Raw genomic sequence first — 25,438 nt, 5'->3', positions numbered from 1 at the left:
GGATAAATGATGCAAAACTTTACTTTATCGCCGGTCAGTCGGGTTAATCATTTTCACTTCCACTTACATAAATCTGATGATGCCCTGCCGCTTTCAGCAGCCGGTTCATCACGGCTGCGCCAAGCCCTTGCTCGGGGCAGGCCTCTGCCAGGATGAAGGTCGCGCCCTCCTCATCGAACCGGCGCAGACCGGCGTACAGCCGGCGGGCCGCTTCCTCCGGCGCGGCCAGGCTGCCGAGCGAGACGGCAACGTCCGCGCGATAGTGACCGATGTGCTCGTCGAACGACAGCACACCGGTCACCTCCCCGCGCCGGGCGGCTGCCTCAAGCTCGGCCGCGATGCGTGCCGACACCGCGTCGGCACGCGGGCCCTGCACCACGCACATCGCACCCTTTGGTGCGTAGTGCGTGTACTTCATGCCCGGCGAGCGCGGCGCCGGGCTCTCCGCCTCCCCGGCGGCGCGAAGCAGCGCCGGGTCGAGTCGCACGCTTGCCGCAACGGCGGCAAGCTGCTCGGCCGTAACGCCGCCTGGGCGGAGCACCGTGACGGCGCCGTCTTCGCCGACTTGCACCACCGTCGACTCGACGCCCACCCCGGCAGGGCCGCCGTCGAGCACGCCGTCGATCGCCCCGGCCAGATCCTCCAGGACATGGCTGGCCAGCGTAGGACTTGGCCGACCGGAGCGGTTCGCGCTCGGTGCAGCCAGCGGGCACCCCGCAGCGCTGATCAAGGCCAATGCTACTTGGTGATCCGGCATCCGTACAGCAACGGTATCCAGTCCCGCCGTCACGCGAGGTGACACAGCGTCTGGTTTAACCGGCAGTACCAGTGACAACGGTCCTGGCCAGAATGATGCCATCAGCGCCCGTTCCGTCTCATTTACATGTTCCACCAAACCCTCCAGCTGCGAGACCTCCGATATGTGCACGATCAACGGATTATCCGACGGTCGGCCCTTGGCGGCAAAGACCCGCTCCACCGCCTCGGTATTGCCAGCATCTGCACCGAGCCCATATACCGTTTCTGTCGGAAAGGCTACCGTGCCGCCTTGTGCAAGCACCTGCCCTGCTTCCCGCAGCGCTTGTCCTGCCGCCTTCTGGTCCGAAGCAGCTTCTTCCCCAATCGTCAAATCCTTCAGAGAAAACGAGGTCGGTATATGCCACACACGGGTCGATAAAGACTCTGTCCGATGATGGGCACTGTCATACCGCTGCTCCTTATCGTTGCCCTCGATTCCGTTTCCGTTCTGTTTCATAATCATCCCAAGCTTTCTGTATATAAAGTATATAAACGCAGCAATCCGTTTTTCCCTGTCCTTGCTCCAAAATAAAAAGCGCTTTGATTCTTCAGTCCCGTGCCAGTTCCTTTAGGAGGACCGGTCGCGCCAAAGAGAAAGCACTCTTCTACATGAAAGTGTATCACACTGTTCTACGATTGAAAATGCGACTCCACTTAACCTTGCATGGAAGCAGCCGAGCCTCCGCCACACTTCGCAAGCGGGGACTTGGTCAAGCCCTATTCACTAATGTGTTCGGAGAATCCGTACGCAACCCATTTAGAACAAGCTCGTTACCCAATCCCAGATCTTTAAAAGCATATCCCACAAGAAGAAACGAACCTGAGGTTCACCATCCCCTGCATTCTTCGGCATCTCATTTCCTGCAGTGCCACCCTGGGCAGAAACGTTTTGGACTCCCGTGTCAACAGGCTGAGCCGCGGCATCTCCGCTGCCGCCATCGATGAAGCAAAGTGGCGGGAACAGGACGCACCACCAGTTTTGTCCTTGACCTTCCCCTAAGGTAATCCGCAGCGCATCATAATCACCGGCAGGATATACCGTGCCTCCATACAGTTTGGTCGGAAAAGGTACAACATCAAGCTCTACATTATAAGAGTATGTAATCCCTCTTCTACTCAACTCTTCCCCCACTAATTGGCGAATTTCCGGCAGATGCTGCCTGGTTAACGCCTTGGCCTCTTCCAGACTTTGCGGATTGTCCAGCTGCAGGACCCAGAGCTCCATTTGTTCAACGATTGCATCACGAATCTCACGTTTGACGAGCTGATCGGACGGGCTATCGGAATTTGCCAGAATTCGAAGACGTATGGATTCTTGAGGGATCGGACCGCCTACAACCGATGCGTCGATCTGCTGCCCTTCCCAAGCCATAATCACCATAAACATACAGGATAAGAGCACTACCATTTTCTTCACAATAATACGGAGGGTTTCACTATAATTAGTCATCTCGGACAACCGCCTCTCTATGAAAGAAACTCTATGATGCTATCAGTATGTCCCTTCGTAAAAGATATAAACGTGGAATCTAGCAATTGGATAAAAAACAATAGATTTGTGCAGCTCAATTCCCCCTACGTGGCTTTCTGATCTGAATTCGCGCCCAACTGAAACCACTTGCGACGCTCTTTTAGGAAGCCGTCTCACCAATCGTTTCACATCCAAGACACATTAGGCTGACTCACTCAGTACCAAGGCTTGAAATCTCTCTATAAAAAAAGATGCCGTCTCATAGGACAGCATCTTTATAAGTTCAAGTGATTAATCTGTTCAGTTCATATTTGCTTCCATCATATAAAACTAAAACCAGGTGCCACAAAATAATCTATGCCTCTTTGGTCGCTGCAGGACGGTATGCACGAGGATCCGGCATATCTTCTTCCACTTCCTGCCCATGCAGTTTCACACTCATGGCTACTCCCAGACTCGCCATACTGATCACAAGAGAAGTCCCCCCGTAACTGATGAAGGGGAGCGTGATCCCGGTCAGCGGCATCAAGCCGATAAACATGCCGATATTCTCGAAGATCTGATACAAGAACATAGCCACGACCCCTACGATGAGGAACGGTCCAGCACGCTCCCGGGACTCCAGAGAAATCAGAATCAACCGGTGGATCAGAATGAAATACAATAGGAGCAGGATTGAAGAGCCTATAAAACCGAACTCCTCAGCGATCTGCACGAATATGGAATCAGAATACGCGTAAGGCACTCTGCCTGATTGGATCGACGATCCTTGCATATATCCCTCACCGCTCATGCCGCCAGAGGCGATGGCAAGCTTTGCATTCGTGGTATGATAGCTTGCTTTAGCTGTTGCCTTTTCCGGATACAGCCATGGATCAAGCCGTTCCACCCAGTGAGGCTTTAAAATTTTCGATTCCAGCAGCTCATCATGATAATGAATATACGCTTGTGCCCCTCCGAAAGCCAATCCTACCACAAGAGTAAGTCCAATCAAAGCATGGGAGAACTTCACATTTCCAATCCAGAGTAGCCCAAGCAAGATGACCACATAACTCAAGGCATTCCCCAAGTCGTTCTGGATCATAACGAGCGCGAAAGGAACAAATGCCAGGAGTCCGATTGGAACCACGTCCCTCCAGAAAGAGAGGAGCGGTTTATTCTTACGCACCAATACATAAGACAAGAAAATAATTAGAATTAGCTTAAACAATTCAGCAGGCTGAATACTTAGACTTCCAATATATATCCAACCTTGGGCTCCATTGATATCCTCACCGATAAATATGACAAGGACCAAGACGGCTAATCCACCCAAGTAAATGTACTTGGCATATTTAATTAACAGCCGGTAATCCAGCAGGCTTATTCCGAAAAAAGCAATAAAACCAACCAGATAAAAAATAATCATACGGGTATGAGAGCCTTCAAACTTGGTATCAACGGTCGTGCTGTATATCGACGTAATGCTGATACCCATCATTAAAACCAGTACGAAAACGATAACGTAATCCATCTTCTTGAATTTCTGAAGCATGCTTTTGATCCCCCTGTGCCAAGAGCAGTTAACTCCCGGTTTGCCTGATACAGGCATATAACAAATTGTTCAAATAGAAAGTTTATCCCGATGGTCATGGCTAGACACCGATTATATCCGCGCAATTACGATTAAAAGCAGATCATTGTAGCTGTGCGCATTCATGCCGCGTAAGTCTCTAATGTTGTATTTTAAAAGATTTTGTCCTCTAATACAATTTACGGGCATCATATGGATATTTAACCCAAAAATAAAAGAGATGCTGTAATTGAGATAGCATCTCTCTGATTTCCCATCTATCATCATTCAGAAGTATGCGCAGAGTTGTTAAACCCGTGTTAATTCAGCTGTTGAGAAGAAACAGGACGATACGTATGTGGACGAGGCATATCTTCTTCGATCTCCTGTCCGTGCAGTTTCACACTCATTGCAACGCCCAGACTCGCCATGCTGATCACAAGCGAGGTTCCCCCATAACTAATGAAAGGAAGCGTAATGCCTGTCAGCGGCATCAAGCCAATAAACATGCCGATATTCTCGAAGATTTGATACATGAACATAGCCACAATGCCAACAATTAGAAAAGGCCCGGCACGGTCCCGGCACTCCAGCGCAATGAGAATCATGCGGTGGATCAAAATAAAATAGGCAAGCAGCAGAACAGATGAGCCGATAAATCCAAATTCCTCAGCGATCAGGGCGAAGATGGAATCGGAATACGTATACGGCACTCTTCCTGATTGAACCGTTGATCCCTGCATAAAGCCCTCGCCGCTCATTCCGCCGGAGGCGATAGCCAGTTTGGCATTCTTCGTATGGTGGATAGCATCCCGGGTCGCCTTCTCAGGAAACAGCCATGGATCAATCCGTCCAACCCAGTGCGGCTTTAATATTTTGGCTTCCAACAACTCGTCATGATAGTGGATATAGGCCTGAATTCCACCAAATGCAGCGCCTGCTGCAAGAACCAGTCCGATCAGTGCATGCAGAAGCCTCACATTCCCTATCCAGAGTAAACCCACTAGAATAACGATATAACTTAGTGCATTACCGAGGTCATTTTGTACCATCACTAATGCGAACGGTACCAATGTCAACAGCCCAATGGGAATGACATCGCGCCAGAAGGAAAGCACCGGCTTATGTTTACGGAACAGCACAAACGACACAATAATGACCAGAACAAGTTTGAACAATTCCGCAGGTTGTATGCTTAAGTTTTGTCCGAGCTTGATCCATCCTTGCGCGCCGTTAAGATCCGCACCGATAAATATGACAAGCACCAAGAGGGCGATTCCACCCCCATAGATATACCATGCATATTTAATGAACAGCCTGTAATCCAGCAGCGAGATGCCGAAAAAGGCTATGAAACCCACGATATAAAAGAGAAGCATCTTCCGATGGTAACCTTCCAGTTCCGTATTCACTGTTGAGCTGTAGATCGAAACGATGCTAATGATCATTAGCAGCAATAGAACCACAACGATAACTATGTCCATTTTCTTCAGTTTCTGAAGCATGTCTTTACTCCCCCTGCGCCGGAGTGATTAACCCTCGCTTGCATGACAAGCTGCGAACACACACACTTGAAACAAACGATTGGCTTCTCGCTTCTGCCTAACTCAGAAGTATAAGACGAACAGTTCCAGAGTGAAATAACACGACTACCAGCACCCATGGTGCATTCCTAAACAAACACACTAGGCAGCCAACTCTATTCTAAAAGAAATCCAACGCCAGCACAATGATGTGGCTAACTCCCGTTGACATGGAGCGAGGCACCATGTGGCTGCGCGAAAAGCATGTGCGCTTGGCTATTATGCCAGCATCAGAGAGTGTATCGATTGCAAAAATAAAATCACCGCGCTATTCCCAGCACATGCCGGTCAATTCCGGCCAAATCCGGCACGGTGATAATGTCATTCCAGTGCCCTGCCTGGCGCAGCAATTGCGCTACATCCCCGGCCTGGCCCATGCCCAGCTCGAATGCGATCAGACGCGGAGGTGCGGAGAGCAAAGGCAGCTGCGCCATCATGATCCGGTATGGGTCCAAACCGTCCGATCCGCCATCGAGCGCTGTCCGCGGCTCGTAGTCGCGGACTTCCGGCTGCAGACCCTCGATATCCTGCGCCGGGATGTACGGCGGATTGGATACCAGGATATCCGGCGCCATACCGGCAAACGGCTCGAGTAAATTGCCTAGCCGAAACTCGACAGTTGCCTGCAGCTGCTTCGCATTACGCGCCGCAACATCCAGCGCTGCCGGTGAAATATCACTTGCATACATGTCCCAAGCCACTGCCTTCAGTGCCAGCGTGATGGCAATGGCCCCGCTGCCGGTACCGATGTCGATGGCCTTCAGCCTTACATCCGGTTGCAGGATGAGCTCCTGCCCATGCTTCAGCACCGCTTCCACAAGCAGCTCCGTTTCCGGACGCGGAATGAGAACCGCTGGCGTAACTTCAAACGGCCGGCCGTAGAATTCCTGTTCACCGATAATATACTGGGCAGGAATACCTTGCGCTTTTTGATTGATTGCGTCTTCCAGTGCGTGACGGCGGCCTGGTGGAAACGGCTCCGTCAGCGCCATATAGTAGGAGGTTCCCGACAGTCCCAGCACATGCTCCAGCAGCAGCTGGGCATTGCGCTGCGGCTCCATCACCCGCATGCCGTCTAAAAAAGAAGAAGCCTCTACGAAGGCTTCCCTTATGCTGCGCTGCGGCGTCAATTCAAATGTCGTCCGCTTCAAAGCGTTATACTCCTTTTTCCATCATTTCAGCCTGCTCCGCAAGGGTCAGCGCCGAAACGATCTCTTCAATCTCTCCGTTCATCACCTGATCAAGCTTGTGAACGGTCAGTCCAATCCGGTGATCGGTTACACGGCTTTGCGGGAAGTTGTATGTGCGAATCCGCTCACTGCGGTCGCCCGTACCCACTTTGCTCTTCCGTTCTCCGGCATATTTCGCTTCTTCCTCTTGACGCATCATATCAAAGATCCGAGCTCGCAGCACTTGCAGCGCCTTATCCTTGTTGGAGTTCTGCGATTTGCCGTCTTGGCATGTTGCCACGATCCCTGTCGGGACATGCGTTACGCGTACCGCCGATTTGGTGGTGTTAACGGACTGACCGCCTGCACCGCTGGAACAGAAGGTATCGACGCGAATATCCTTATCATGGATTTCGATATCCACTTCTTCCGCCTCTGGCATAACCGCCACAGTCGAGGTTGATGTATGGATACGGCCCCCGGATTCCGTTGTAGGAATCCGCTGCACACGGTGTGCGCCGCTCTCGAACTTCATTTTGCTGTAAGCGCCACGGCCATTAATCATGAAGATGACTTCCTTGAAGCCGCCCAGATCGTTGGTGTTGGCATCCATCAGCTCGACCTTCCAGCCCTGGGTATCCGCATAACGGGTATACATCCGGTACAGATCGGAAGCAAACAGCGCCGCTTCGTCTCCGCCAGCTGCACCGCGAATTTCGATGATCACGTTCTTGTCATCGTTCGGGTCCTTCGGCAGCAGCAAGATGCGGATCTTCTCTGCCAGCTCTTGCTCACGCTGGGTGAGCTCCTCGATCTCCATTTTCACCATTTCGCGCATTTCGTCATCCATCTTCTCGCCCTGCATGGTCTTGGCAGCTTCGAGCTCTTCAATTACATTTTTATATTCAACATAAGCCTCATAAGCAGGCTGCAAATCAGATTGTTCTTTGGAGTAATCCCGCAGCTTCTTGGAGTCATTAGCGACATCAGGATCACACAACAACTCACTTAACTTGTCGTAACGGTCTGCTAGGGATTGTAATCGGTCCAACATAGGAATTCACCTCTCTAAGATATATTCCTGAGAATATGTCTTCTTTGCATGGGATTGGACTATTCCAATAACCGCATGCAAACGACATTTTATTTTACCATGAATCAACACGTTTGACTAGCAGGCAGTTGATGGGGCTGAGGAATTTCTTCCTCTTAGCCTTTCTCTTTTATCTGCCTACATCCACCCTGTACATCGTCCGCCCAATATGTGGTTCAAGGGCAAACAAGAATGGACTGTCGGCCCCGGGCGGATGGTGCGGTACAGCATTACTCCAGATGAATCCTCTCTTTTTAAAAAAACCACGGTCCCACGCACAAAGTGACATGAGGCCATGGTTTTTGAATCCTTCTGTTCTTATACGTTGAAACGGAAATGCATGACATCGCCGTCTTTGACAACGTACTCTTTGCCTTCCAAACGCAGCTGTCCGCGTTCCTTCGCACCGTTCATCGATCCGGCCGCAACCAGATCATCGTATGCCACGACTTCCGCACGGATAAAGCCGCGTTCAAAGTCGGTATGGATGACGCCTGCTGCTTGCGGCGCTTTCGTTCCTTTGCGGATCGTCCAGGCACGCACTTCCTGTACGCCAGCTGTAAAGTACGTATACAATCCCAGCAAGCTGTAAGCTGCTTTAATCAATCGGTTCAGCCCGGACTCTTCCAATCCAAGCTCCTCGAGGAACATGGCTTTATCCTCGCCCTCAAGCTCGGCGATCTCGGCTTCCACCTTCGCGCTGATCGGAACCACGAGTGCATTCTCCGCTGCCGCGAAATCACGGACCTGCTGCACATAAGGATTGCTGTCTGCTTCCGAAACGCCGTCCTCGCTCAGGTTAGCAGCGTAGAGCACAGGCTTTAATGTCAGCAGGTGCAGATCCCGGACGATCAGCTTCTCATCATCGTTCAGCTCCACGCTGCGTGCAGGCTGATCGTTGTATAAGGCTTCCTTCAGCCGCTCCAGCAGTTCAACTTCCTGCGCGTACTGCTTGTTGCCGCCCTTCATGTTCTTCTTCGCGCGATCAATCCGCTTCTCCACGCTGTCGAGATCCGCCAGAATCAGCTCGAGATTAATCGTCTGAATATCGCTGACCGGATTCACTTTGCCGTCAACATGCGTAATATTCTCGTCTTCAAAACAACGAACGACGTGAACGATAGCATCCACTTCACGGATATGGGCAAGGAATTTGTTTCCAAGTCCTTCCCCTTTGCTGGCACCACGAACCAAGCCCGCAATGTCTACAAATTCAAAAGCGGTCGGTACTGTCTTGTTCGGCTGAACCAGTTCGGTCAGCTTATCGAGGCGCTCATCCGGCACCTCTACGACACCGACGTTAGGATCGATCGTGCAGAACGGGTAGTTCGCCGATTCCGCGCCTGCCTGTGTGATCGCATTAAATAATGTAGATTTGCCGACGTTAGGCAAACCGACGATTCCTGCTTTTAAAGCCATTTATGTGACAACTCCTTATTTAGGTTACTCTTTATCTGTAAGTATACAAAGCTTGGAGCCTATCACCCAAGCCATTCATCTTCAGCTAAACAATCTTATTAATTATAGCAGATACCTCATAGACTTCAATACGAATATACGGTCAACACACCATCCTGATCCTGGGTGCCGCTTGCTGCCATTTACACCCGGATCAAGCGCTTGGTTGATTTCAGGGCATCGATGTCCCGGGCTCCGATTCCGAACATCGACGTGCGCAGTTCCAACTCCACCTGGGCCAGACGCCGGTCAAGCGCTTCTACAGAATCGACGGCTGACCCCAGAAGCCCGCGACCGAAACCGGCCATGTCGGCCCCAAGCGCAATCGCCTTCGCCGCATCAACCCCGCTCTGCAGTCCCCCGCTGCCGATAAGTGCGCAAGTCGGCGCTGCTCCCCGTACTTCCACGATACATTGCGCGGTCGAGTTGCCCCAATCAGCGAAGGCTTCGGCCGCAGCGCGGCGAACCGGATCAGGATTGCGGAATTTCTCAACCTGGCTCCACGATGTGCCGCCTGCACCCGCCACATCGATGAACGACACGCCAACTCCTAAGAGAGTCTGCGCTGTCTCGCCATCGATTCCCCAGCCAACTTCTTTAATGCCAACCGGTATATCCAGCGTTCGGCACAAATCCTCGATTCTACCGAGCAAATGACCAAAGCGGGTATTCCCTTCCGGCTGAAACACTTCTTGAAGTCCGTTCAGATGAAGCACCAGCATGTCCGCCCCGGCAATATCGACAGCACGTAGGCAATCCTCAAGGCCAAAGCCATAATTCAACTGCACAGCTCCCAGATTAGCAATAACCGGAATGCTGGGTGCACGCTCACGAACACGGAACGTGGAGGCAAGCTCTTCCTTCTCGACCGCAGCCCGGACCGAGCCAACTCCAAACGCCCAGCCGCGGCGTTCCGCTGCTTCAGCCAGACGCATATTGATCTCCCCGGTCGTCTTGCTGCCGCCTGTCATGGAACTGATCAACAACGGCGTTCGCACGTTGATACCAAGAAAAGTGGTGTCCAGTGCAATATCATCAAAATCAATTTCAGGCAGGGCAGCGTGGCGAAAACGATAATGCTCAAAGCCGGCGGTTATCCCTACCGAGCCTACTTCCTCGTTCAGACATAAACGCACATGCTCTATTTTCCGCTCGCCTGTAGGCACCTCCGGCAGCAATCTGTCCCCGTGCTTGTCCGACCCACTGCTTGATTCTGCGTTCTCTCTAGGTTCCGAATTCATTTCCTACGTCCTCCTTCTCTATTTCAACATCCTCTATAAACAGATCGTGACTATCAGTCTGGCCATGTAATCTGATTGGACAAACCGCTTGTTTCTCATTCTTCCCCGGGAGCATACGATCCACCCGATCTCCTATACTTGCCGAATAGCAGAAACTGGGGTGCGTCAGGACAAGTCAATTATGTTAAATAACGTTATATGACTGAAGCGACAGGAGGATGGACGATCGTGGGTTTCCCCCCTTTATTTCATAAGCGCCATACAGAGAATCTACATACGCAAGAGGGAGACACATCACTCCTGCCAGGGAAATTAAAAACGCATTCCAAAGGTTCTCGCATAAGAAAAATAGTGTTCGTCTGCATGATTCTACTTATACTATGGCTGATCAGCGTGATGATCTATCACACCCATAAGCCGCTTCCCAAGGGCATCTCCTATGAAAGCCCCCTCTACCAAAGCGACGTTAAGATGTGGGTCGACCTGACCTACCCCGGACCGGACGGCCAGCCGGTACACGATCAAGAAATTGGTCAGCGTATCGGCCAGATTGTCGATGAATCCCGGAAGTTCCTCGTTATTGATATGTTTCTGTTCAATGGGTACACCCATAAAGGCCAAAGCTTCCCTAAAATCAGCGAAGAGCTAACTCAGCGTCTTGTGGCCCATAAGAAGAAATACCCCGATATGGACATCTTCTTTATTACGGATGAGGTCAATACCGGGTATGGGTCCTACCCGGTTCCGGAGTTCGAGGCCATGAAAGCCGCCGACATTCATGTAGTCATCACCGATGTCAACCGCCTGCGCGACTCTACGCCGGCTTATTCCGCGGTATGGCGTACTTTTTTTCAGTGGTTCGGCCAGTCGGGCACCGGAACACTTCCGAATCTGATGGCAAGCGAAGCACCCGATATTACCGTCCGCTCTTATCTGAAGCTGCTCAATGTAAAGGCCAATCACCGTAAGGTCGTCATCAGCGAAAAGACAGCACTTGTTGCCTCAGCCAACGTCCATGATGCCAGTGCATACCATTCAAACATTGCCTTCGAAACAAGCGGAGAGATTATCGGGGATATGCTTGCCGCCGAGCAAGCCGCCGTTCATCTCACAAGTTCGATCAAACTGCCGCAATACGAACCGGCGTCCATGCCGTCGGAACAACCTTTTGGCAAGGCTAACGACGTCGATGTTCGTTATTTGACTGAAGGAAAAGTCTATAAATATGTTCTGGAGGCTATAGAGCAGGCTCAGTCCGGGGACACGCTCTGGATGGGAATGTTCTATTTAGCCGATAGTAAGGTCATGGATGAGCTTCTGAAAGCCTCGGAGCGGGGAGTCGAGATACGCCTCATCCTGGATCCGAACCAAAACGCTTTTGGCCGGGACAAGATCGGCATCCCCAATCGCCCGGCGGCTGCCGAGCTCATCAAGAAATCCAAAGGCAAAATCTCCATTCGCTGGTACAACACCGGCAAAGAGCAGTATCATACCAAGCTCATGTACATTGCCAAGCCCACGGGCAAGTCGGTGATTATCGGCGGCTCCACCAATTTCACGCAGCGTAATTTGGACGATATGAATCTGGAGAATAATATATGGGCAGCCGCTCCGAAAGATCACCCGCTGATCCAGGATATGGACCGTTATTTCAATCGCATATGGTATAACGAAGGAGCCGTCTACAGCCTCGACACCGATGCTTACCAGGAAGAAACCACATGGCTCAAGGAAATCGTGTTTAAGCTGCAAAAATGGCTCGGGTTCACTACGTTCTAAAAGCATCCCTTGTGAAAAAGGACGGGCAGGGAATAGAATGATTCCCGAATTGCTGTCCCATTATATTTACAGCAGCGGCGACATCAGGCGGGCTGCGGATTCCAGCAGCCGGGTCATGATTCTTTTTTTGCGGGTGTGATTGCGATCGTACAGTAGTGCAGATTCTATGTCGTGCTCGAAATCGGCTACCAGCTTTCTTACGCTTTCGGTTTGCACTAGCAGTGCGTTAACTTCAAAATTCAGGTGAAAGCTTCGCATATCCATATTGGCCGTGCCGATCGTCGCAACTTCGCCGTCGACGATCAGCAGCTTGGAGTGCATGAAGCCTTTTTCATATTCATAAACCCGAACTCCAACATCCAGCAGAGCCGGAAAATAGGAGTGAGAGGCCAGGAATGGAAGCCACTTGTCCGGTTTTGAAGGAAAAAGAATTCGCACATCAAGTCCTGAGAGGGCCGCAACCCGAAGCGCTGTGAGAATATCCTCATCCGGTATAAAGTATGGAGTTGCCAGCCATACAGACTTGCGCGCTGACACGATCATGGAGAAGAAAATATTTTTGAGGGCTCTGCGCTCATTGTCCGGTCCGCTTGCAATAATCTGAACGGCTCCCGAACGGTTCTCCAGCAAATCAGGGGAATAATAAATCGGTTCACTTGGCTGCTCTCCCGTCATGTACTGCCAATCCTGCAGAAATACCACCTGGAGTGTCCGGACGGCCTCTCCGCGGATGAGCAAATGGGTGTCGCGCCAGAAACCGAATGCCTTGCTGCGGCTTAAATATTCATCCCCTACATTCAATCCGCCAACGAATCCAACACTGCCGTCAATAACGACGATTTTCCGATGATTGCGGTAGTTCACACGGCTCGTGAAGAATATCGTCTTGGGACTGCCGAATACGGCGACCTGTACGCCCGCCTCCCGCATCTCCTGCAGGAAGGAAGGCGGCAGCTGCAGGCTGCCGACAGCGTCAACCATAAACCGCACAGCCACTCCCTCTCTTGCCTTTCTTATCAAAATGTCTTGGATCTGCGTTCCGATTGCATCCGGGCGGTATATGTAATATTCCATGTGAATATGATGCTCTGCTTGCTCCAGCTCTGCAATCAAGGCTTCAAACGTCTCTTCCCCATCTGTCAGAACCCTAGTATCGCTCGAGAATGAGATCGGTGTGCGTGCCAGACGGGTCGACAGCTGAAGGAGCTGTTGTACAGCCGGTTTGAAGCAGGATACGTCAGGAGTGCTCTTCCGAAGCACCTCGCTAGTATAGACCAGGACGTCTTTGCGTGCTTTTTTGTCATATTTCCGCCTTTTGAAATAGTTCTGCCCAAACAAAAAATAAAATACGAGTCCCGCAATCGGGACCAGCGCCAAGAGGAGAATCCAGGCCATCGTGCTTGTGGGATGGCGGTTCTCCATAAATATCATGAATCCGATGGATACCACAGTCAGCGTGGAGAAGATCCCGATGATCGTCCCCGTCGTCTTTCCGAAATAATCCATGCCAAAATAATAAAACGCGAATAACAGCGCAGTGATCAGTACAGCCTGTATTCCTTTCCTCATTTCAATTTCCCCTTGTTCTTCATCGTTTCTTTCTCTATGTATGTACGATGCCGGTCACTCCATATTCTACATGATCTCCTTCGGGAACTAAAGACTGTTCTCCCTGGCCAGACTTCCCGGGCAGACCAAGTCGCTTTCCCCAGAAAAAAGATATTGACAACGCGAACGATATTTGTTAAAAATTTAACTAACGATCGTTAGTTAGGAGAGTTGTTATGAGTGCAGCCAACATTAAGCAATCCGCCCTTGCCCACTTCGCCAAGAACGGTTACGAAGGAGCATCGTTGAAACATATCGCTGATGATTGCGGGATTAAGAAGCCTTCGATTTATGCTCATTTTTCAAGTAAACAGGATTTGTTTCTGCAGGTGCTTCAGGATGTATTCCAGCGTCAAGAGGAATTGATGGTAGCCTATTTTCTTAACCATACCGATTGGCCGCTGGAGCAGCAGCTGCACGGATTTCTTGAAAACCGTCTCCAAGCTTATCAATTGGACGATGAAGTCCAGTTCTTCATGCGAATGGCCTTTTTCCCGCCAAGCACGCTGTATGACGAAGTGATGGCGATGGTGTATCCGCTGCTGGATCAGCAGGAGCAGAACTTGTCGAGGCTGCTTGCATCAGGCTGTCCGGAGCATGGACGTATCATCCGTCATCCGCGAGACGCAGCGATTGCCTTTATGACCTTGGTGGATGGGATTCATCTGGAAACCGTATTCGGCGGGGAAGAACGGGCTTTGAGACGTCTCGCGGCCGCTTGGCCTGTGTATTGGTTAGGGGTAACGAAGCAAAAATATAACCACAAAAGTTAAATCCCAGTGGAATTACGCATGATAATTAGGAAGTTCAAGAAGAATAAGAGTAAGAGTCTCTAACTGAGGTTACTGTTCTTTTCATAAAAGGAGTGACAATCATAATGAATCGCAACTGGGTTTTTGTACTGCTTGCCGGATTAGTCGAGATCATATGGGTGATGGGTCTGAAGCATTCCTCTAATGTGTGGGAATGGATTGGAACCGTGGCCGCCATCGCGGTCAGCTTCTATCTTATTATCGAAGCAGCCAAGCGGCTGCCGGTCGGAACGGTATATGCCGTCTTTACGGGAATCGGCACCGCCGGAACCGTGGCATCCGAAATGCTGTTCTTCGGAGAACCGTTCAAACTGGTCAAGGTGCTTCTGATCTGCGTGCTGCTCGCCGGCGTGATCGGTCTGAAGCTGGTTACCGGCGATCAGGTGAAAACGGAGGTGAGCAAGTAATGGCATGGGTTGCTCTTGTATTAGCCGGATTATTCGAAATTGGCGGCGTCATCGGCATCAAAGGGGTGTCAGAGCACAAGGGATGGCGTTATGTACTGATTTTGGCCTTATCTTTTGGCGCCAGCTTCTCTCTCCTCTCCTACGCCATGACCATACTGCCTATGGGGACCGCTTACGCCATATGGACAGGGATTGGGACAGCGGGCGGTGCGTTCACCGGGATGTTTCTGTTCGGGGAGCCCAAAGAGTGGCGCAGAGTGCTGTTTATCGCTATGATTCTGTGTTCGGCAGTCGGCCTGAAGTTAATCAGTTAAAAATGAATCTGTGAAGTTTTCTCAAGTTTACAGAACCTATATTAAGGGACGACCGTAGTAAAGTTGAAACGGTCGTTCTTTTTCATATATAATTATCTTCGACCAATCGGTCAATCTTAGAACTGGAAAGTTCTCAAGCGAGGTGAATTTTGATTTGGCTGATAAAACGGCAGAAAAACGACAGCAAATTCTCATCACTGCGATGCAGCTGTTTTCCGCGAAAGGCTCTTCGGTTACCTCCATGCAGGAAATCGCCGAAGTATGCGGGATGTCGAAAGGCAGCCTCTATCTTCATTTCAAGTCGAAAGAGGAACTGGAGAAGAGCATTTACGAACATATTGCAAACCGCATCAAAGATGAAATCCTCCGGGTCGACCAAGATCCGCTGCTTGCCCCGAAGGAGCAGCTTCGCAAGCAGACGGAAGTGCTTCTTGTTCATTTTCTGGAGATCCGGGAGTTTCTCCTGAAGCAATTCCACGATCAGATGCCACCAGGCAAACCGCCTTTCGACAAGGAAAATATGCGGCAGGAAATGCTTGCTGCATTGCAGTGGTTTAACCATAAGCTTAAAACCATTTATGGACCGGACGTAGAGCCGTATACGTTGGAAATCGGCATGTTTATGGCCAGTATGCTGAGTTCGTATATCCATTTCCTGTTTATGCCGGGGTTCCATTTGAATGTCGGTATTACCGCAGACCACCAGGTCCAGCTGCTTGACGACATCGTTGCGAGCATTCTGCACAGACGTCCTGAGCCGCTAATTCCGATGGAGGCAATCGGGCAATTGAGCCAATCATGCCAGACTGACGTTCGTGTGACGCGTCATCCACTCATCGTCATAAAGGCGATGAAGAACGAGCTCAAGCATATTCAGCTAGAGCCGGATGCCCGGGAAGATGCTATGGAATCGCTCCGTCTTATGGAAAAAGAGCTGCTTGCCCTCCAACCCAGCCGGGCCGTTCTAAAGGGAATGCTTGCTAACCTGGAGGGAATCGAAAACCTTGAGTCATTATTTACCGAGCTCAAAGGCACGATACTTACTATTCTTGAAAGCTATCTTACCCCTGTCGGCATGAAGCAAGAAAGTGTATCCAAGTCAGAGACATAGAGTTTTTCGAGAGGAGAGAGAATCGTCTAATGAAGGGAATTATCAATTTTTCGCTGCGTAACAAGTTCGCCATCTGGCTGTTGACGATCATCGTCAGCTTTGGCGGATTGTACAGCGGATTGACGATGAAGCAAGAAACCATTCCGGATATTAATGTTCCATTCTTAAGCATTACCGCAATCTATCCGGGTGCAGCTCCTGAAGGCGTTGTGGAGGATATTACGAAACCGCTTGAAACGAGATTGCGCAATATTGACGGTGTCAAAACCATAACCTCTACTTCCATGGAGAATGCAGCCAATGTGATGGTTGAATTTGATTATGGTAGTAATCTGGACAATGCTACGGCTGCTGTTCGTGAAGCACTTAACGAGGTCAAGCTGCCTGATGATGCGCAGAAGCCTACCATATCCAAATTCAGCTTGAGCTCCATGCCCGTTGTCTCCTTAAGTATTGCGAATAAAGACAAAATGGCATTGGATGAATTGACGCGCATCACCGAGAATGACATTGTCCCTGAGCTGGAGGATTTGGATGGGGTTGCATCTGTCCAGGTAGCAGGACAATTCGTAAACGAAGTGCAGTTGAAGTTCAATCATGACAAAATGAGCGAGCTTGGCCTGACGGAGGATACCGTCAAGGGAATCGTGCAGGGCTCCGCGCTGTACGTTCCACTTGGCATGTTTGAAATGGAGAAATCCCAAAAAGCCGTTGCCATTGATGGCGGCATCATCGGCATCGAGGATTTGAAGAACATCGCGATTCCGGTTATACCGGGCGGCGGAGCTTCTGCCGGAGCGAGCGCTCCAAATGCCGGCGCAGGCCAACAGCAACAGCTGTCTCCAGGTGACGCAGCCGGAGCAAGTCAACAAGGTGCTGCGGAGGCCGAAGCCGGTGCAGCCGGAGCAAGCGGCGCTCCTGTCGTTCCAACAGGTATTCCAACCATCAAACTCAGTGAGATTGCCAAGATTGAAGTCATCGGAACCTCAGAATCCATCTCCCGGACCAACGGGAAGGAATCCATCGGTATCCAAATCGTAAAAGCGAACGATGCTAATACGGTTGATGTTGTGAATCAGGTAAAAGACAAGGCTGAGGAATTGAGAGGCCTGTATCCTGGCATGGATCTGACGATCATGCTGGACCAAGGCAAGCCGATTGAGGATTCAGTTCATACGATGCTCTCCAAGGCATTATTCGGCGCATTGTTCGCCGTTCTTATCATTATGATCTTCCTGCGCAACATCCGTTCGACGATTATATCGATCATATCGATTCCGTTGTCCTTGTTGATCGCAGTTCTATGTTTGAGACAAATGGACATCACCCTTAATATGATGTCGCTCGGTGCCATGACCGTTGCCATCGGCCGGGTGGTCGATGACTCGATCGTTGTTATCGAGAATATTTACCGGCGCTTATCCCTCTCGACTGAGAAATTAACCGGCAGAGAGCTCATTAGTGCCGCTACACGTGAGATGTTTGTACCGATTGCATCTTCCACCATCGTAACCATCGCGGTATTCCTGCCGCTAACCCTGGTCAGCGGTATGGTTGGAGAACTGTTCATGCCATTTGCCTTGACCATGGTCTTCGCGCTGCTTGCGTCCCTGGTCGTCGCGATCACGATTGTACCCGCTATGGCACACAGCCTGTTCCGCAAGGGCTTGAAGAATAAGCAGGATCATGCCGAGAAACCTGGTGCAATGGCCCGTGGGTATCGTTCTATTCTAAGATGGACGCTAAACCACAAAGCTATCACCTTCATGGCAGCCATCTTGCTATTGGCAGGAAGCTTGTTCCTGACGAAATACCTTGGGGTCAGCTTTATTCCTGAACAAGAAGACAAATATGCTATGGTCACCTATTCTCCTGAACCTGGCGTCATCCTCGAGGATGTAGAGGAACGCGCACTCAAAGCTGAGAAATTGATCCTGGATCAACCAGGCGTAACATCCATGCAATATTCCATCGGTGGCAGCAATCCGCTTGGTATGGGATCAGCCAACTCAGGATTGTTCTATATCATGTATGATCCGGACACGAAAAACTTCGAGGATGTCAAGACGGCACTTGTCGAGAATCTTACCAAGGAAGTACCGGATGGCACATGGTCCAATATGGACATGGCGGCTGGCGGCTTTGGGGGCAGCCAGTTGACGGTAAACGTATTTGGTGACTCTCTCGAGCAGATCAAGCCGGTGGCTGATCAAATTGCGGAACTTGCAAATAAAGATACGGCTACCTTCGCCAATGCGGAAACCAGCTTATCCGAAGCGTTTGAGCAGTATACACTCGTAGCCGATCAAGAAAAACTGAGCTCGCTGGGTCTGACAGCCGGACAATTGGCGATGAAGCTGAGCCCTGTAAGGGAACGTCCGGTATTGACCGAAGTAGAAATTGAAAACAAAACCTACAATGTTTACATTGAAGCCGACAGTAAAACTTATAAGAGCATCAAGGAAATCGAAAATGAAACTGTAACTTCTCCACTCGGCATCGAAGTACCGATCAAGGATGTAGCCAAAGTGGAAAAAGGAACGACACCTGATTCCATTACACGTATTGACGGTAAAATGGTGGTAAGTGTTACAGCAGACATCCTGTCGAGCGATGTAGGCTCTGCCTCGACCAGCCTCGAAACTGAAGTAAACAAGCTTGACCTGCCGGAGGGCATCTCTGTCAAATTCGGTGGCGTCACCGAACAAATCAATGAAACTTTCGGACAGCTTGGATTGGCCATGCTTGCAGCCATTGCCATCGTCTACTTCGTTCTCGTGGTAACGTTCGGCGGCGGCCTCGCGCCATTCGCTATCTTGTTCTCACTCCCATTCATCGTCATTGGCGCCATTATCGGCTTGCTTGTGACTGGCGAGACATTGAACGTGTCCGCACTGATGGGTGTTCTCATGCTCATTGGGATCGTCGTTACCAATGCGATCGTGTTGATCGACCGCGTGATCCACATGGAGCGTGCTGGAATGAGTACTCGCGAAGCGCTGCTTGAAGCCGGAGCCACCCGCTTGCGCCCTATTCTGATGACGGCGCTGGCAACCATTGGCGCCCTCCTGCCTCTCGTATTTGGCTGGGAGAACAGCGCGGGCATTATCTCGCGCGGCCTGGGCATCACAGTCATGGGCGGTCTGATCAGTTCGACGCTGCTCACGCTTGTGGTTGTACCTATCGTGTATGAATTCCTGATGAAGTTCAGCAAGAAGGAAATCGAAGATTAATTCGAACACGAAAAGCCCCGGCCTCCTTTAACAGGAGGGCCGGGGCTTCTTATTTGTTATCGCGTTTCTGATCTTGTATCGATATACCTATACCAGCACCGTTTCCCTGGAATGCTGCCATGTCTTCAGCATCCGAAGATCCTGAGCCAGGAACTCTTCCAGCAGGCTGAATAACGCCTGATAGAGTGGGCTTTCTGTGGAGCTTTTCAAATCCTTGCAGAGGGACGGCACCCAAGGCAACAGATGTTCCTCCAGAAAATTCGCTTGCGTCTCTATTAATTGCAGCATGCTGTATTCATCATACATATTGTTCAACATTCGATCATGAAGCAGCGTCATAAACTCCAATTGAATTGCGATATGATCGTCCGCTTCGCCATTCAATTTATTAAAAGCCACACCCGCAGATGCATAACAATCCGTCACATCTTGTGCGCATCTATCCTTCTTGTAATGAGACTGAACCGCCTGACGTTCCCTGGACTGCTGAAGCAGTCGGCGGTACTCTGGCCCTTCATATTCGCAAATTCGAACCAATTCCCCAGGGGAGCGCCCGCATAAATATTTCATCAGGTCTTTCCCTGCCTTCGAACATTCCGCCGTCTTGCTTATTCCGCTTCCCCGGCTCCATTCCGCAATCATAGACAAACTGGGCCAATTACCCAAAAAATCAATCAACAGCTCGTAAACCGTCCCCCGGTTCTCAAGCCACCTGTGACAGACGTCAGGCACCTCCAAAGTTTGAACAGTTGATATCGTCATATCGAACCTCCTACTTGGTAACCTTCTTGTTGGATGCAATATCCTTGACAGTATATCTTAGTTGATCGCCTAATGAAAGCAGTTTGAAATGATTTCCGAAAATTTCGGAAAATAAAGGAAACTTCCGGAAACCCAGAATGTCACTACTCACTTTCAAGGGGAGAAAGTTTTTGTTTACAGCTTCAATATACCTGTTTTCGAAAGCGGTTACTGTGACTCTTCTCACAAATATAAGGGCTGCTAACACCGCTTGTCCGAACATATATGCCTTTACAATACTTGGACTCTCCTGTGGGGTATGGCTACAATGTGACCATGCTGCAAAAAAGGGAGTTTCCATTATTTTCATGATCGAACCACTCCAAGATTCTTATGGTGGAAACTATAATTATTTCGTATCTCGGTAAACGCTCGATGCTTTTCTTCTTAATTGTATGCCGGGAAAAGAGATGGAATTCCAACCCGCGATCAGATGATGAGCTATGAAGAGTTGAACTAGAACTCCTTCCAGTTTGCCGGGTTATTGAGCAGGATAATGGAAAATCATTAAAAAGATGGTTTGTATCCCTTTTCAATGCGTGATACATTGATAAGAAAGCGGCTTTTTCTGTGCCGTGATTTTGGATTGTATTCGGTTTGAAAGGAATGACCTAATTGCAGAATATGGACAATGCTCAACCTTCGCTGACATCGCTCAAGCTGTTCAACTTCTTCATATATGGAACCATGGTCATCTTCACCGGTTTCTTCCAGTTGTATTTGCAAGACATCGGCATGAGCAAAATCGAAATCGGCAGCCTGATGGCAATCGCGCCGTTCGTGTCCATTTTTGCCAATCCGTTCTGGGGATTCTGGGGTGACCGGACGGCCAACATCAAGCGCGTGCTGCTGATCATGATGATCGGTACGATGCTGTTTGTTCAGATCGTATTTCAGGCAAATACCTATGCAATGATATACATGACCATGATCTTATTTTATTTTTTCCAAACTCCCATGTTCTCTCAGACGAATTCGCTGATTCTGACCTACATCGAGGGAACACAGCATAAATTCGGTTCGTTCCGGCTGTGGGGCTCACTCGGATGGGCGCTCACCGCTATTGCTGCAGGGCCTGTCATTGACCGGCTGGGATCGGGACGCATCTCCATCGTTTTCTCGGTCATGCTTCTGGTAGCCGCTCTGTTCATGTTTACACTGCCTTCCATTCAGAAAACGACGGCATCGGCATCAGTAAGTCTTAAAGGACTCAGCCGACTGTTTTTGAACACCTATTTTGTCTGGTTCATCCTGCTGGGTATCATGGTATCCATTCCGAACACTGCCAATAACACCTTTATGTCCCTATACATTCTGGAGCTTGGCGGTACCAAACAGATGGTCGGGCTCGCGATCTTCTTCTCATCTATATTTGAAGTAGTGATCTTTATTCTGTTTGACCGCTTTCTAAAGCGGAAAATCAATGTGCTTGTCGGCTGCCTGACGATTGTCAGCCTGCTTTTCGCTCTCCGCTGGCTGCTCATGGCTGAGGCCAACACCCCGCTCGAGGTCGCTCTCATTCAGCTGCTGCACTGTGTAACCTTCGGCGGTTACTTCTATGTCGGCGTTCAGCTGACCATGCTGTTTGTGCCGACCCCGTACCGCGCTTCCGGACAAGCGATCTATACCTTGAGCTGGAGCGGCATTTCCGGCGTTATCGGCGGACTCGCTGGCGGCTGGATGTTCCAAACTTTTGGAGCTCAAAGTATGTACCAGACCGGTGCAATGCTCGCAATTGTTGGCGCCATCGGCTTTGGCTGGATGTGGTACAATCTCCGCAAGCATGGATATCAACCGCTGCAACCGGACGACCCGGCTGAAGATGAGGAAGAGGAATACGCTGCAGGTTAGAATATCAGTCTGGCAAGTGCTTCACGTTGTCCTCTAACAGCACCGAAAATCAAACAAGACTCGAACGACACCGTACACACGGAATCTTCGAGTCTTGTTTATTTTGGAGTGGAAGACTTCATCTATGACGTCGATCCACGCCTTCTTTTATTCACAACGCCAATTCACAATGTGCTATTAGTTCTTCGGAAGCTGGAACGAGCTCTTCAGGGAGACCACGCGGTTAAATACCGGACGTCCCGGCTGTGAATACTTCGAGTCCACGTTGAAATATCCGTGACGGAAGAACTGGAACTTGTCCTGCGGAGCAGCATCCTTCATATTGGGCTCGACGAAGCCGTGCACAATTTGCAATGAGTTAGGATTGATGTCGTCCAAGAAGGTCTTCTCGGCTACTGCTTCTTCTGTTTCGCCAGCAACCTCCGGCACCAGCTCAGCTTCTTCCTCCTCGTCCTTAAACAGCGGTTCGAAGAGGCGGAATTCAGCAGGTACGGCCTGTGTGGCTTCCACCCAGTGGATCGTCCCTTTCACCTTACGTCCGGTAAAGCCGCTGCCGCTCTTTGTCTCCGGATCATAAGTGCAGTGGATTTCAATGACCTTGCCGTTCTCGTCTTTGATTACTTCGTTGCACTTGATGAAATACGCATGCTTCAAACGCACCTCATTACCAGGGAACAAACGGAAGTATTTGCTCGGAGGATCTTCCATGAAATCCTCTTGCTCAATGTAAATTTCACGCGAAAACGGAATCTGGCGGATCCCCATCTCCGGATTCTCCGTATTATTCTCGGCATCCAGCCATTCGATCTGTCCTTCAGGGTAGTTCGTAATGACCACCTTCAGCGGGTCCAGCACAGCCATCGTGCGCGGTGCCTTTAACTTCAGATCCTCGCGAATAAAGTGCTCCATCACCTGCCGGTCCACCGTACCATACGCTTTCGAAATCCCCGTCTCAAATACGAAGTTGCGGATCGCTTCCGGCGTATATCCCAGACGGCGAAGTCCGGAGATTGTCGGCATCCGTGGATCGTCCCAGCCGTCCACCACGTTCTCGTCCACGAGCTGTTTCAGTTTGCGTTTGCTGGTTACCGTCTGCGCTACGTTCAGACGACCGAATTCGTACTGATGCGGTGTGCTGTCCATCTCGCATTCCGCCACGACCCAATCATAGAATGGGCGCTGGTCTTCGAACTCGAGGGAGCACAGAGAATGCGTAATGCCTTCAATGGCGTCCTCCAGCGGATGGGCAAAAGCGTACATCGGATAAATGCACCACTTGTCACCTGTATTATGATGATGCGCATGGGAGATTCGGTAGATCACCGGGTCCCGCAGATTGATATTCGGCGAGCTCATATCGATCTTGGCGCGCAGCACGCGTTCGCCGTTAGCGAATTCTCCCTTGCGCATCCGCTCAAACAGATCCAGATTCTCTTCCACACTGCGATCCCGATATGGACTGTTCTGCCCAGGCTCGGTCAGGGTTCCGCGAGTTTCGCGGATTTGGTCTGCGGATTGGTCATCCACGTAAGCCTTCCCTTTCTTAATCAGCAGCACCGCACGGTTGTACATTTCTTCAAAATAATCGGACGCATACCGCAGCTCTTCCCAATCAAAACCGAGCCACTGCACGTCCTCCTTGATCGAGTTAACATACTCTAAGTCTTCCTTCACCGGGTTCGTATCATCGAACCGCAAGTGTGTCCGTCCGCCGAATTCATCGGCCAGCGTGAAATTGATCCATATGGCCTTAGCGTGCCCGATATGCAAGTAACCGTTCGGTTCCGGCGGAAAGCGGGTAACGATTTCCTTCACTTTACCGGACTTCAGGTCTTCGGTAATAACATTTTTTATAAAATTGGAGGGGGTGCCCCGATGGTTCTCCACGTTGATCAACCTTTCGTCCTGTAATTTCTGTCTATCTCCTGTATAAACGTGTTTCCCTTAAATATACCTGTAATGCCGCGATTGTTCAAGAAATTCGGTACTGCCGTGGGCAAGCTGCCAGCTTTCAAAGAGGATGCGCCGGCAAATAAGCTCGCGGCCTTCAACCTGCCTGCAGACGCTCGTCCCGGGAGGCTCGATATGCAGATTAAAATCATTTTGACGGGGGCTTTTTAATAGGGTAGCATGAAAAGAAAAACAGTGATGGATGGAGGCCTGCAAGCATCTTATGAAACCTAGTAAATTCCCCAAGGAACAGCGTGATCAGCTAATTGAATTGATTCAGGATTACTTTGAAACCGAGCGCGGCGAAACCCTTGGACATCTGGCCGCAGAGGGCGTTCTTGATTTTTTCGTGGAGACCCTGGGGCCTCATCTATACAATCAGGCGCTCAGTGACTGCAGGACCGTTGTCAATCAGCGAATGATTTCCCTGGAAGAAGACATTTACGCATTAGAGAAAAAAGTGAAGCGAACCCGGTAAAAGTACATATACTTCGCATTAGAGAATAAAGGAGAAACCATTATGTTTGGATACACATTAGACGACCATGTAGAACTGCGCCCGCTTGCAATAGAACATGCACGGGCAATGTTCGAGATTACCGACCGGTCGCGTGACCGTCTCCGCAAATGGCTTCCGTGGGTGGACGGCGTCACCGAGGTCAACGATACGATGAATTATATCAAAGGAGCCATGAAGCAAGCGGCCGATAACGGCGGCTTCTCGGCAGGCATCTGGGTGCGCGAAGAGCTGGCAGGTACGATCTCTTTTCATGAAATCGATTGGAACAACCGCTCGGTCAGTATCGGATACTGGCTGGATCAGAATTTCACCGGGCAAGGGCTGATGACAAGCGCGTGCCGCGCGTTTACGGATCATGCGCTTATGCGCATGGGCCTGAACCGGGTCGAGATTCGCTGTGCAACGGCCAACCATCGCAGCCGGGCAATTCCCGAGCGTCTAGGCTTTGTCCTCGAGGGAGTCATAAGGGAAGCTGAAAAACTGCCCCAGGGCTATGTCAACCATGCAGTCTACGGTATGATTCAAAGCGAATGGAAGCGGATGAGGTAACACATGGCATTATTCCTATAATCACAACAGAAACCGGCTTGTATCCTGCAATTAAGAGGACGCAAGCCGGTTTTTATGGTCTATATGTAGTCTGGAGCATAGCCTAATCTTTGCTTAGAGCCTGTTAAAAGCCGTCAT

General features: G+C 50.3%; 22 protein-coding genes. 10 read left to right on the top strand and 12 right to left on the bottom strand.

Features of this window, described 5'->3' with window-relative positions; genetic code table 11:
• Positions 1–43: 43 nt before the first annotated feature.
• The 8 genes from AM231_RS26840 to fni form a co-directional block, all read right to left on the bottom strand.
• Positions 44–1,255, bottom strand: a complete 1,212-nt coding sequence (locus AM231_RS26840; RefSeq protein ID WP_054405529.1) for an L-threonylcarbamoyladenylate synthase — start codon at positions 1,253–1,255, stop codon at positions 44–46.
• Between the two features lie 300 nt (positions 1,256–1,555).
• Positions 1,556–2,248: a stage II sporulation protein R gene (gene spoIIR, locus AM231_RS26835; RefSeq protein ID WP_053491137.1), complete on the bottom strand. Its 693-nt coding sequence runs from the start codon at positions 2,246–2,248 to the stop codon at positions 1,556–1,558.
• 376 nt (positions 2,249–2,624) lie between these two features.
• A complete protein-coding gene (locus AM231_RS26830) occupies positions 2,625–3,803 on the bottom strand; it encodes an FtsW/RodA/SpoVE family cell cycle protein (RefSeq protein WP_054405377.1) in 1,179 nt (392 codons plus the stop codon).
• 338 nt (positions 3,804–4,141) lie between these two features.
• The gene (locus AM231_RS26825; protein ID WP_054405376.1) at positions 4,142–5,326 is read right to left on the bottom strand and encodes an FtsW/RodA/SpoVE family cell cycle protein; all 1,185 of its coding nucleotides are present in this window, start codon (positions 5,324–5,326) and stop codon (positions 4,142–4,144) included.
• 338 nt (positions 5,327–5,664) lie between these two features.
• Positions 5,665–6,555 (bottom strand): peptide chain release factor N(5)-glutamine methyltransferase, encoded by an 891-nt coding sequence (prmC, locus tag AM231_RS26820; RefSeq protein ID WP_054405375.1) that lies wholly within the window; start codon positions 6,553–6,555, stop codon positions 5,665–5,667.
• 4 nt (positions 6,556–6,559) lie between these two features.
• Positions 6,560–7,627 carry a peptide chain release factor 1 gene (gene prfA, locus AM231_RS26815; RefSeq protein ID WP_054405374.1) on the bottom strand — a complete coding sequence of 356 codons (1,068 nt, stop codon included), beginning with the start codon at positions 7,625–7,627 and terminating at the stop codon, positions 6,560–6,562.
• A 357-nt stretch (positions 7,628–7,984) separates the two neighbouring features.
• Positions 7,985–9,085, bottom strand: coding sequence for a redox-regulated ATPase YchF (gene ychF, locus AM231_RS26810; protein ID WP_054405373.1), 1,101 nt, complete (start codon positions 9,083–9,085; stop codon positions 7,985–7,987).
• Positions 9,086–9,267: 182 nt separating this feature from the next.
• Positions 9,268–10,365, bottom strand: coding sequence for a type 2 isopentenyl-diphosphate Delta-isomerase (gene fni / locus AM231_RS26805; protein WP_054405372.1), 1,098 nt, complete (start codon positions 10,363–10,365; stop codon positions 9,268–9,270).
• Between the two features lie 363 nt (positions 10,366–10,728).
• Between fni and AM231_RS26800 the strand changes: the two genes are divergently transcribed.
• The gene (locus AM231_RS26800; RefSeq protein ID WP_242615318.1) at positions 10,729–12,144 is read left to right on the top strand and encodes a phospholipase D family protein; all 1,416 of its coding nucleotides are present in this window, start codon (positions 10,729–10,731) and stop codon (positions 12,142–12,144) included.
• 66 nt (positions 12,145–12,210) lie between these two features.
• Here AM231_RS26800 and cls read toward each other — a convergent pair whose 3' ends face one another.
• Positions 12,211–13,713, bottom strand: a complete 1,503-nt coding sequence (gene cls / locus AM231_RS26795) for a cardiolipin synthase (RefSeq protein WP_054405371.1) — start codon at positions 13,711–13,713, stop codon at positions 12,211–12,213.
• 215 nt (positions 13,714–13,928) lie between these two features.
• Here cls and AM231_RS26790 point away from each other — a divergent pair, with 215 nt between their 5' ends.
• The 5 genes from AM231_RS26790 to AM231_RS26770 all read left to right on the top strand — a co-directional run bounded on the left by AM231_RS26790 (position 13,929) and on the right by AM231_RS26770 (position 19,629).
• Entirely contained in the window at positions 13,929–14,525 is a 597-nt protein-coding gene (locus tag AM231_RS26790) for a TetR/AcrR family transcriptional regulator (RefSeq protein WP_053491129.1), read from the top strand.
• Between the two features lie 104 nt (positions 14,526–14,629).
• Positions 14,630–14,971 carry a DMT family transporter gene (locus tag AM231_RS26785; RefSeq protein WP_053491128.1) on the top strand — a complete coding sequence of 114 codons (342 nt, stop codon included), beginning with the start codon at positions 14,630–14,632 and terminating at the stop codon, positions 14,969–14,971.
• Positions 14,971–15,285, top strand: a complete 315-nt coding sequence (locus tag AM231_RS26780) for a DMT family transporter (protein WP_053491127.1) — start codon at positions 14,971–14,973, stop codon at positions 15,283–15,285. The genes AM231_RS26785 and AM231_RS26780 overlap by 1 nt, the downstream gene beginning before the upstream one ends.
• 154 nt (positions 15,286–15,439) lie before the next feature.
• Positions 15,440–16,396 (top strand): TetR/AcrR family transcriptional regulator, encoded by a 957-nt coding sequence (locus AM231_RS26775; RefSeq protein WP_054405370.1) that lies wholly within the window; start codon positions 15,440–15,442, stop codon positions 16,394–16,396.
• 29 nt (positions 16,397–16,425) lie between these two features.
• Positions 16,426–19,629 (top strand): efflux RND transporter permease subunit, encoded by a 3,204-nt coding sequence (locus AM231_RS26770; protein ID WP_054405369.1) that lies wholly within the window; start codon positions 16,426–16,428, stop codon positions 19,627–19,629.
• 87 nt (positions 19,630–19,716) lie between these two features.
• On the opposite strand, the gene AM231_RS26765 is transcribed toward AM231_RS26770, so the two are convergent.
• A complete protein-coding gene (locus AM231_RS26765) occupies positions 19,717–20,391 on the bottom strand; it encodes a TorD/DmsD family molecular chaperone (protein WP_054405368.1) in 675 nt (224 codons plus the stop codon).
• Positions 20,392–20,401: 10 nt separating this feature from the next.
• On the bottom strand, positions 20,402–20,740 hold the full coding sequence (locus AM231_RS26760; protein WP_054405367.1) for a hypothetical protein: 339 nt from the start codon (positions 20,738–20,740) through the stop codon (positions 20,402–20,404).
• Between the two features lie 305 nt (positions 20,741–21,045).
• Between AM231_RS26760 and AM231_RS26755 the strand changes: the two genes are divergently transcribed.
• Positions 21,046–22,281 carry an MFS transporter gene (locus AM231_RS26755; RefSeq protein WP_054405366.1) on the top strand — a complete coding sequence of 412 codons (1,236 nt, stop codon included), beginning with the start codon at positions 21,046–21,048 and terminating at the stop codon, positions 22,279–22,281.
• A 177-nt stretch (positions 22,282–22,458) separates the two neighbouring features.
• Here AM231_RS26755 and AM231_RS26750 read toward each other — a convergent pair whose 3' ends face one another.
• On the bottom strand, positions 22,459–24,177 hold the full coding sequence (locus tag AM231_RS26750; RefSeq protein ID WP_054405365.1) for a glutamine--tRNA ligase/YqeY domain fusion protein: 1,719 nt from the start codon (positions 24,175–24,177) through the stop codon (positions 22,459–22,461).
• A 63-nt stretch (positions 24,178–24,240) separates the two neighbouring features.
• On the opposite strand from AM231_RS26750, the gene AM231_RS29755 reads away from it, so the two are divergent.
• Genes AM231_RS29755 through AM231_RS26740 form a run of 3 tightly spaced genes read left to right on the top strand, consistent with a single transcriptional unit; the run spans position 24,241 to position 25,300 of the window.
• On the top strand, positions 24,241–24,402 hold the full coding sequence (locus AM231_RS29755) for a hypothetical protein (RefSeq protein WP_207383693.1): 162 nt from the start codon (positions 24,241–24,243) through the stop codon (positions 24,400–24,402).
• 52 nt (positions 24,403–24,454) lie between these two features.
• Entirely contained in the window at positions 24,455–24,709 is a 255-nt protein-coding gene (locus tag AM231_RS26745; protein ID WP_054405364.1) for a DUF2164 domain-containing protein, read from the top strand.
• Positions 24,710–24,751: 42 nt separating this feature from the next.
• On the top strand, positions 24,752–25,300 hold the full coding sequence (locus tag AM231_RS26740; RefSeq protein ID WP_053491120.1) for a GNAT family N-acetyltransferase: 549 nt from the start codon (positions 24,752–24,754) through the stop codon (positions 25,298–25,300).
• The last annotated feature ends 138 nt before the right edge of the window (positions 25,301–25,438 follow it).

Origin of the sequence: Paenibacillus solani (genome assembly GCF_001277345.1) — a bacterium.
Classification (GTDB): Bacteria; Bacillota; Bacilli; order Paenibacillales; family Paenibacillaceae; genus Paenibacillus_AQ; species Paenibacillus_AQ solani.
The sequence above is the reverse complement of the archived record's forward strand: the minus strand, read 5'-3'. Positions and strand labels throughout refer to the sequence as shown.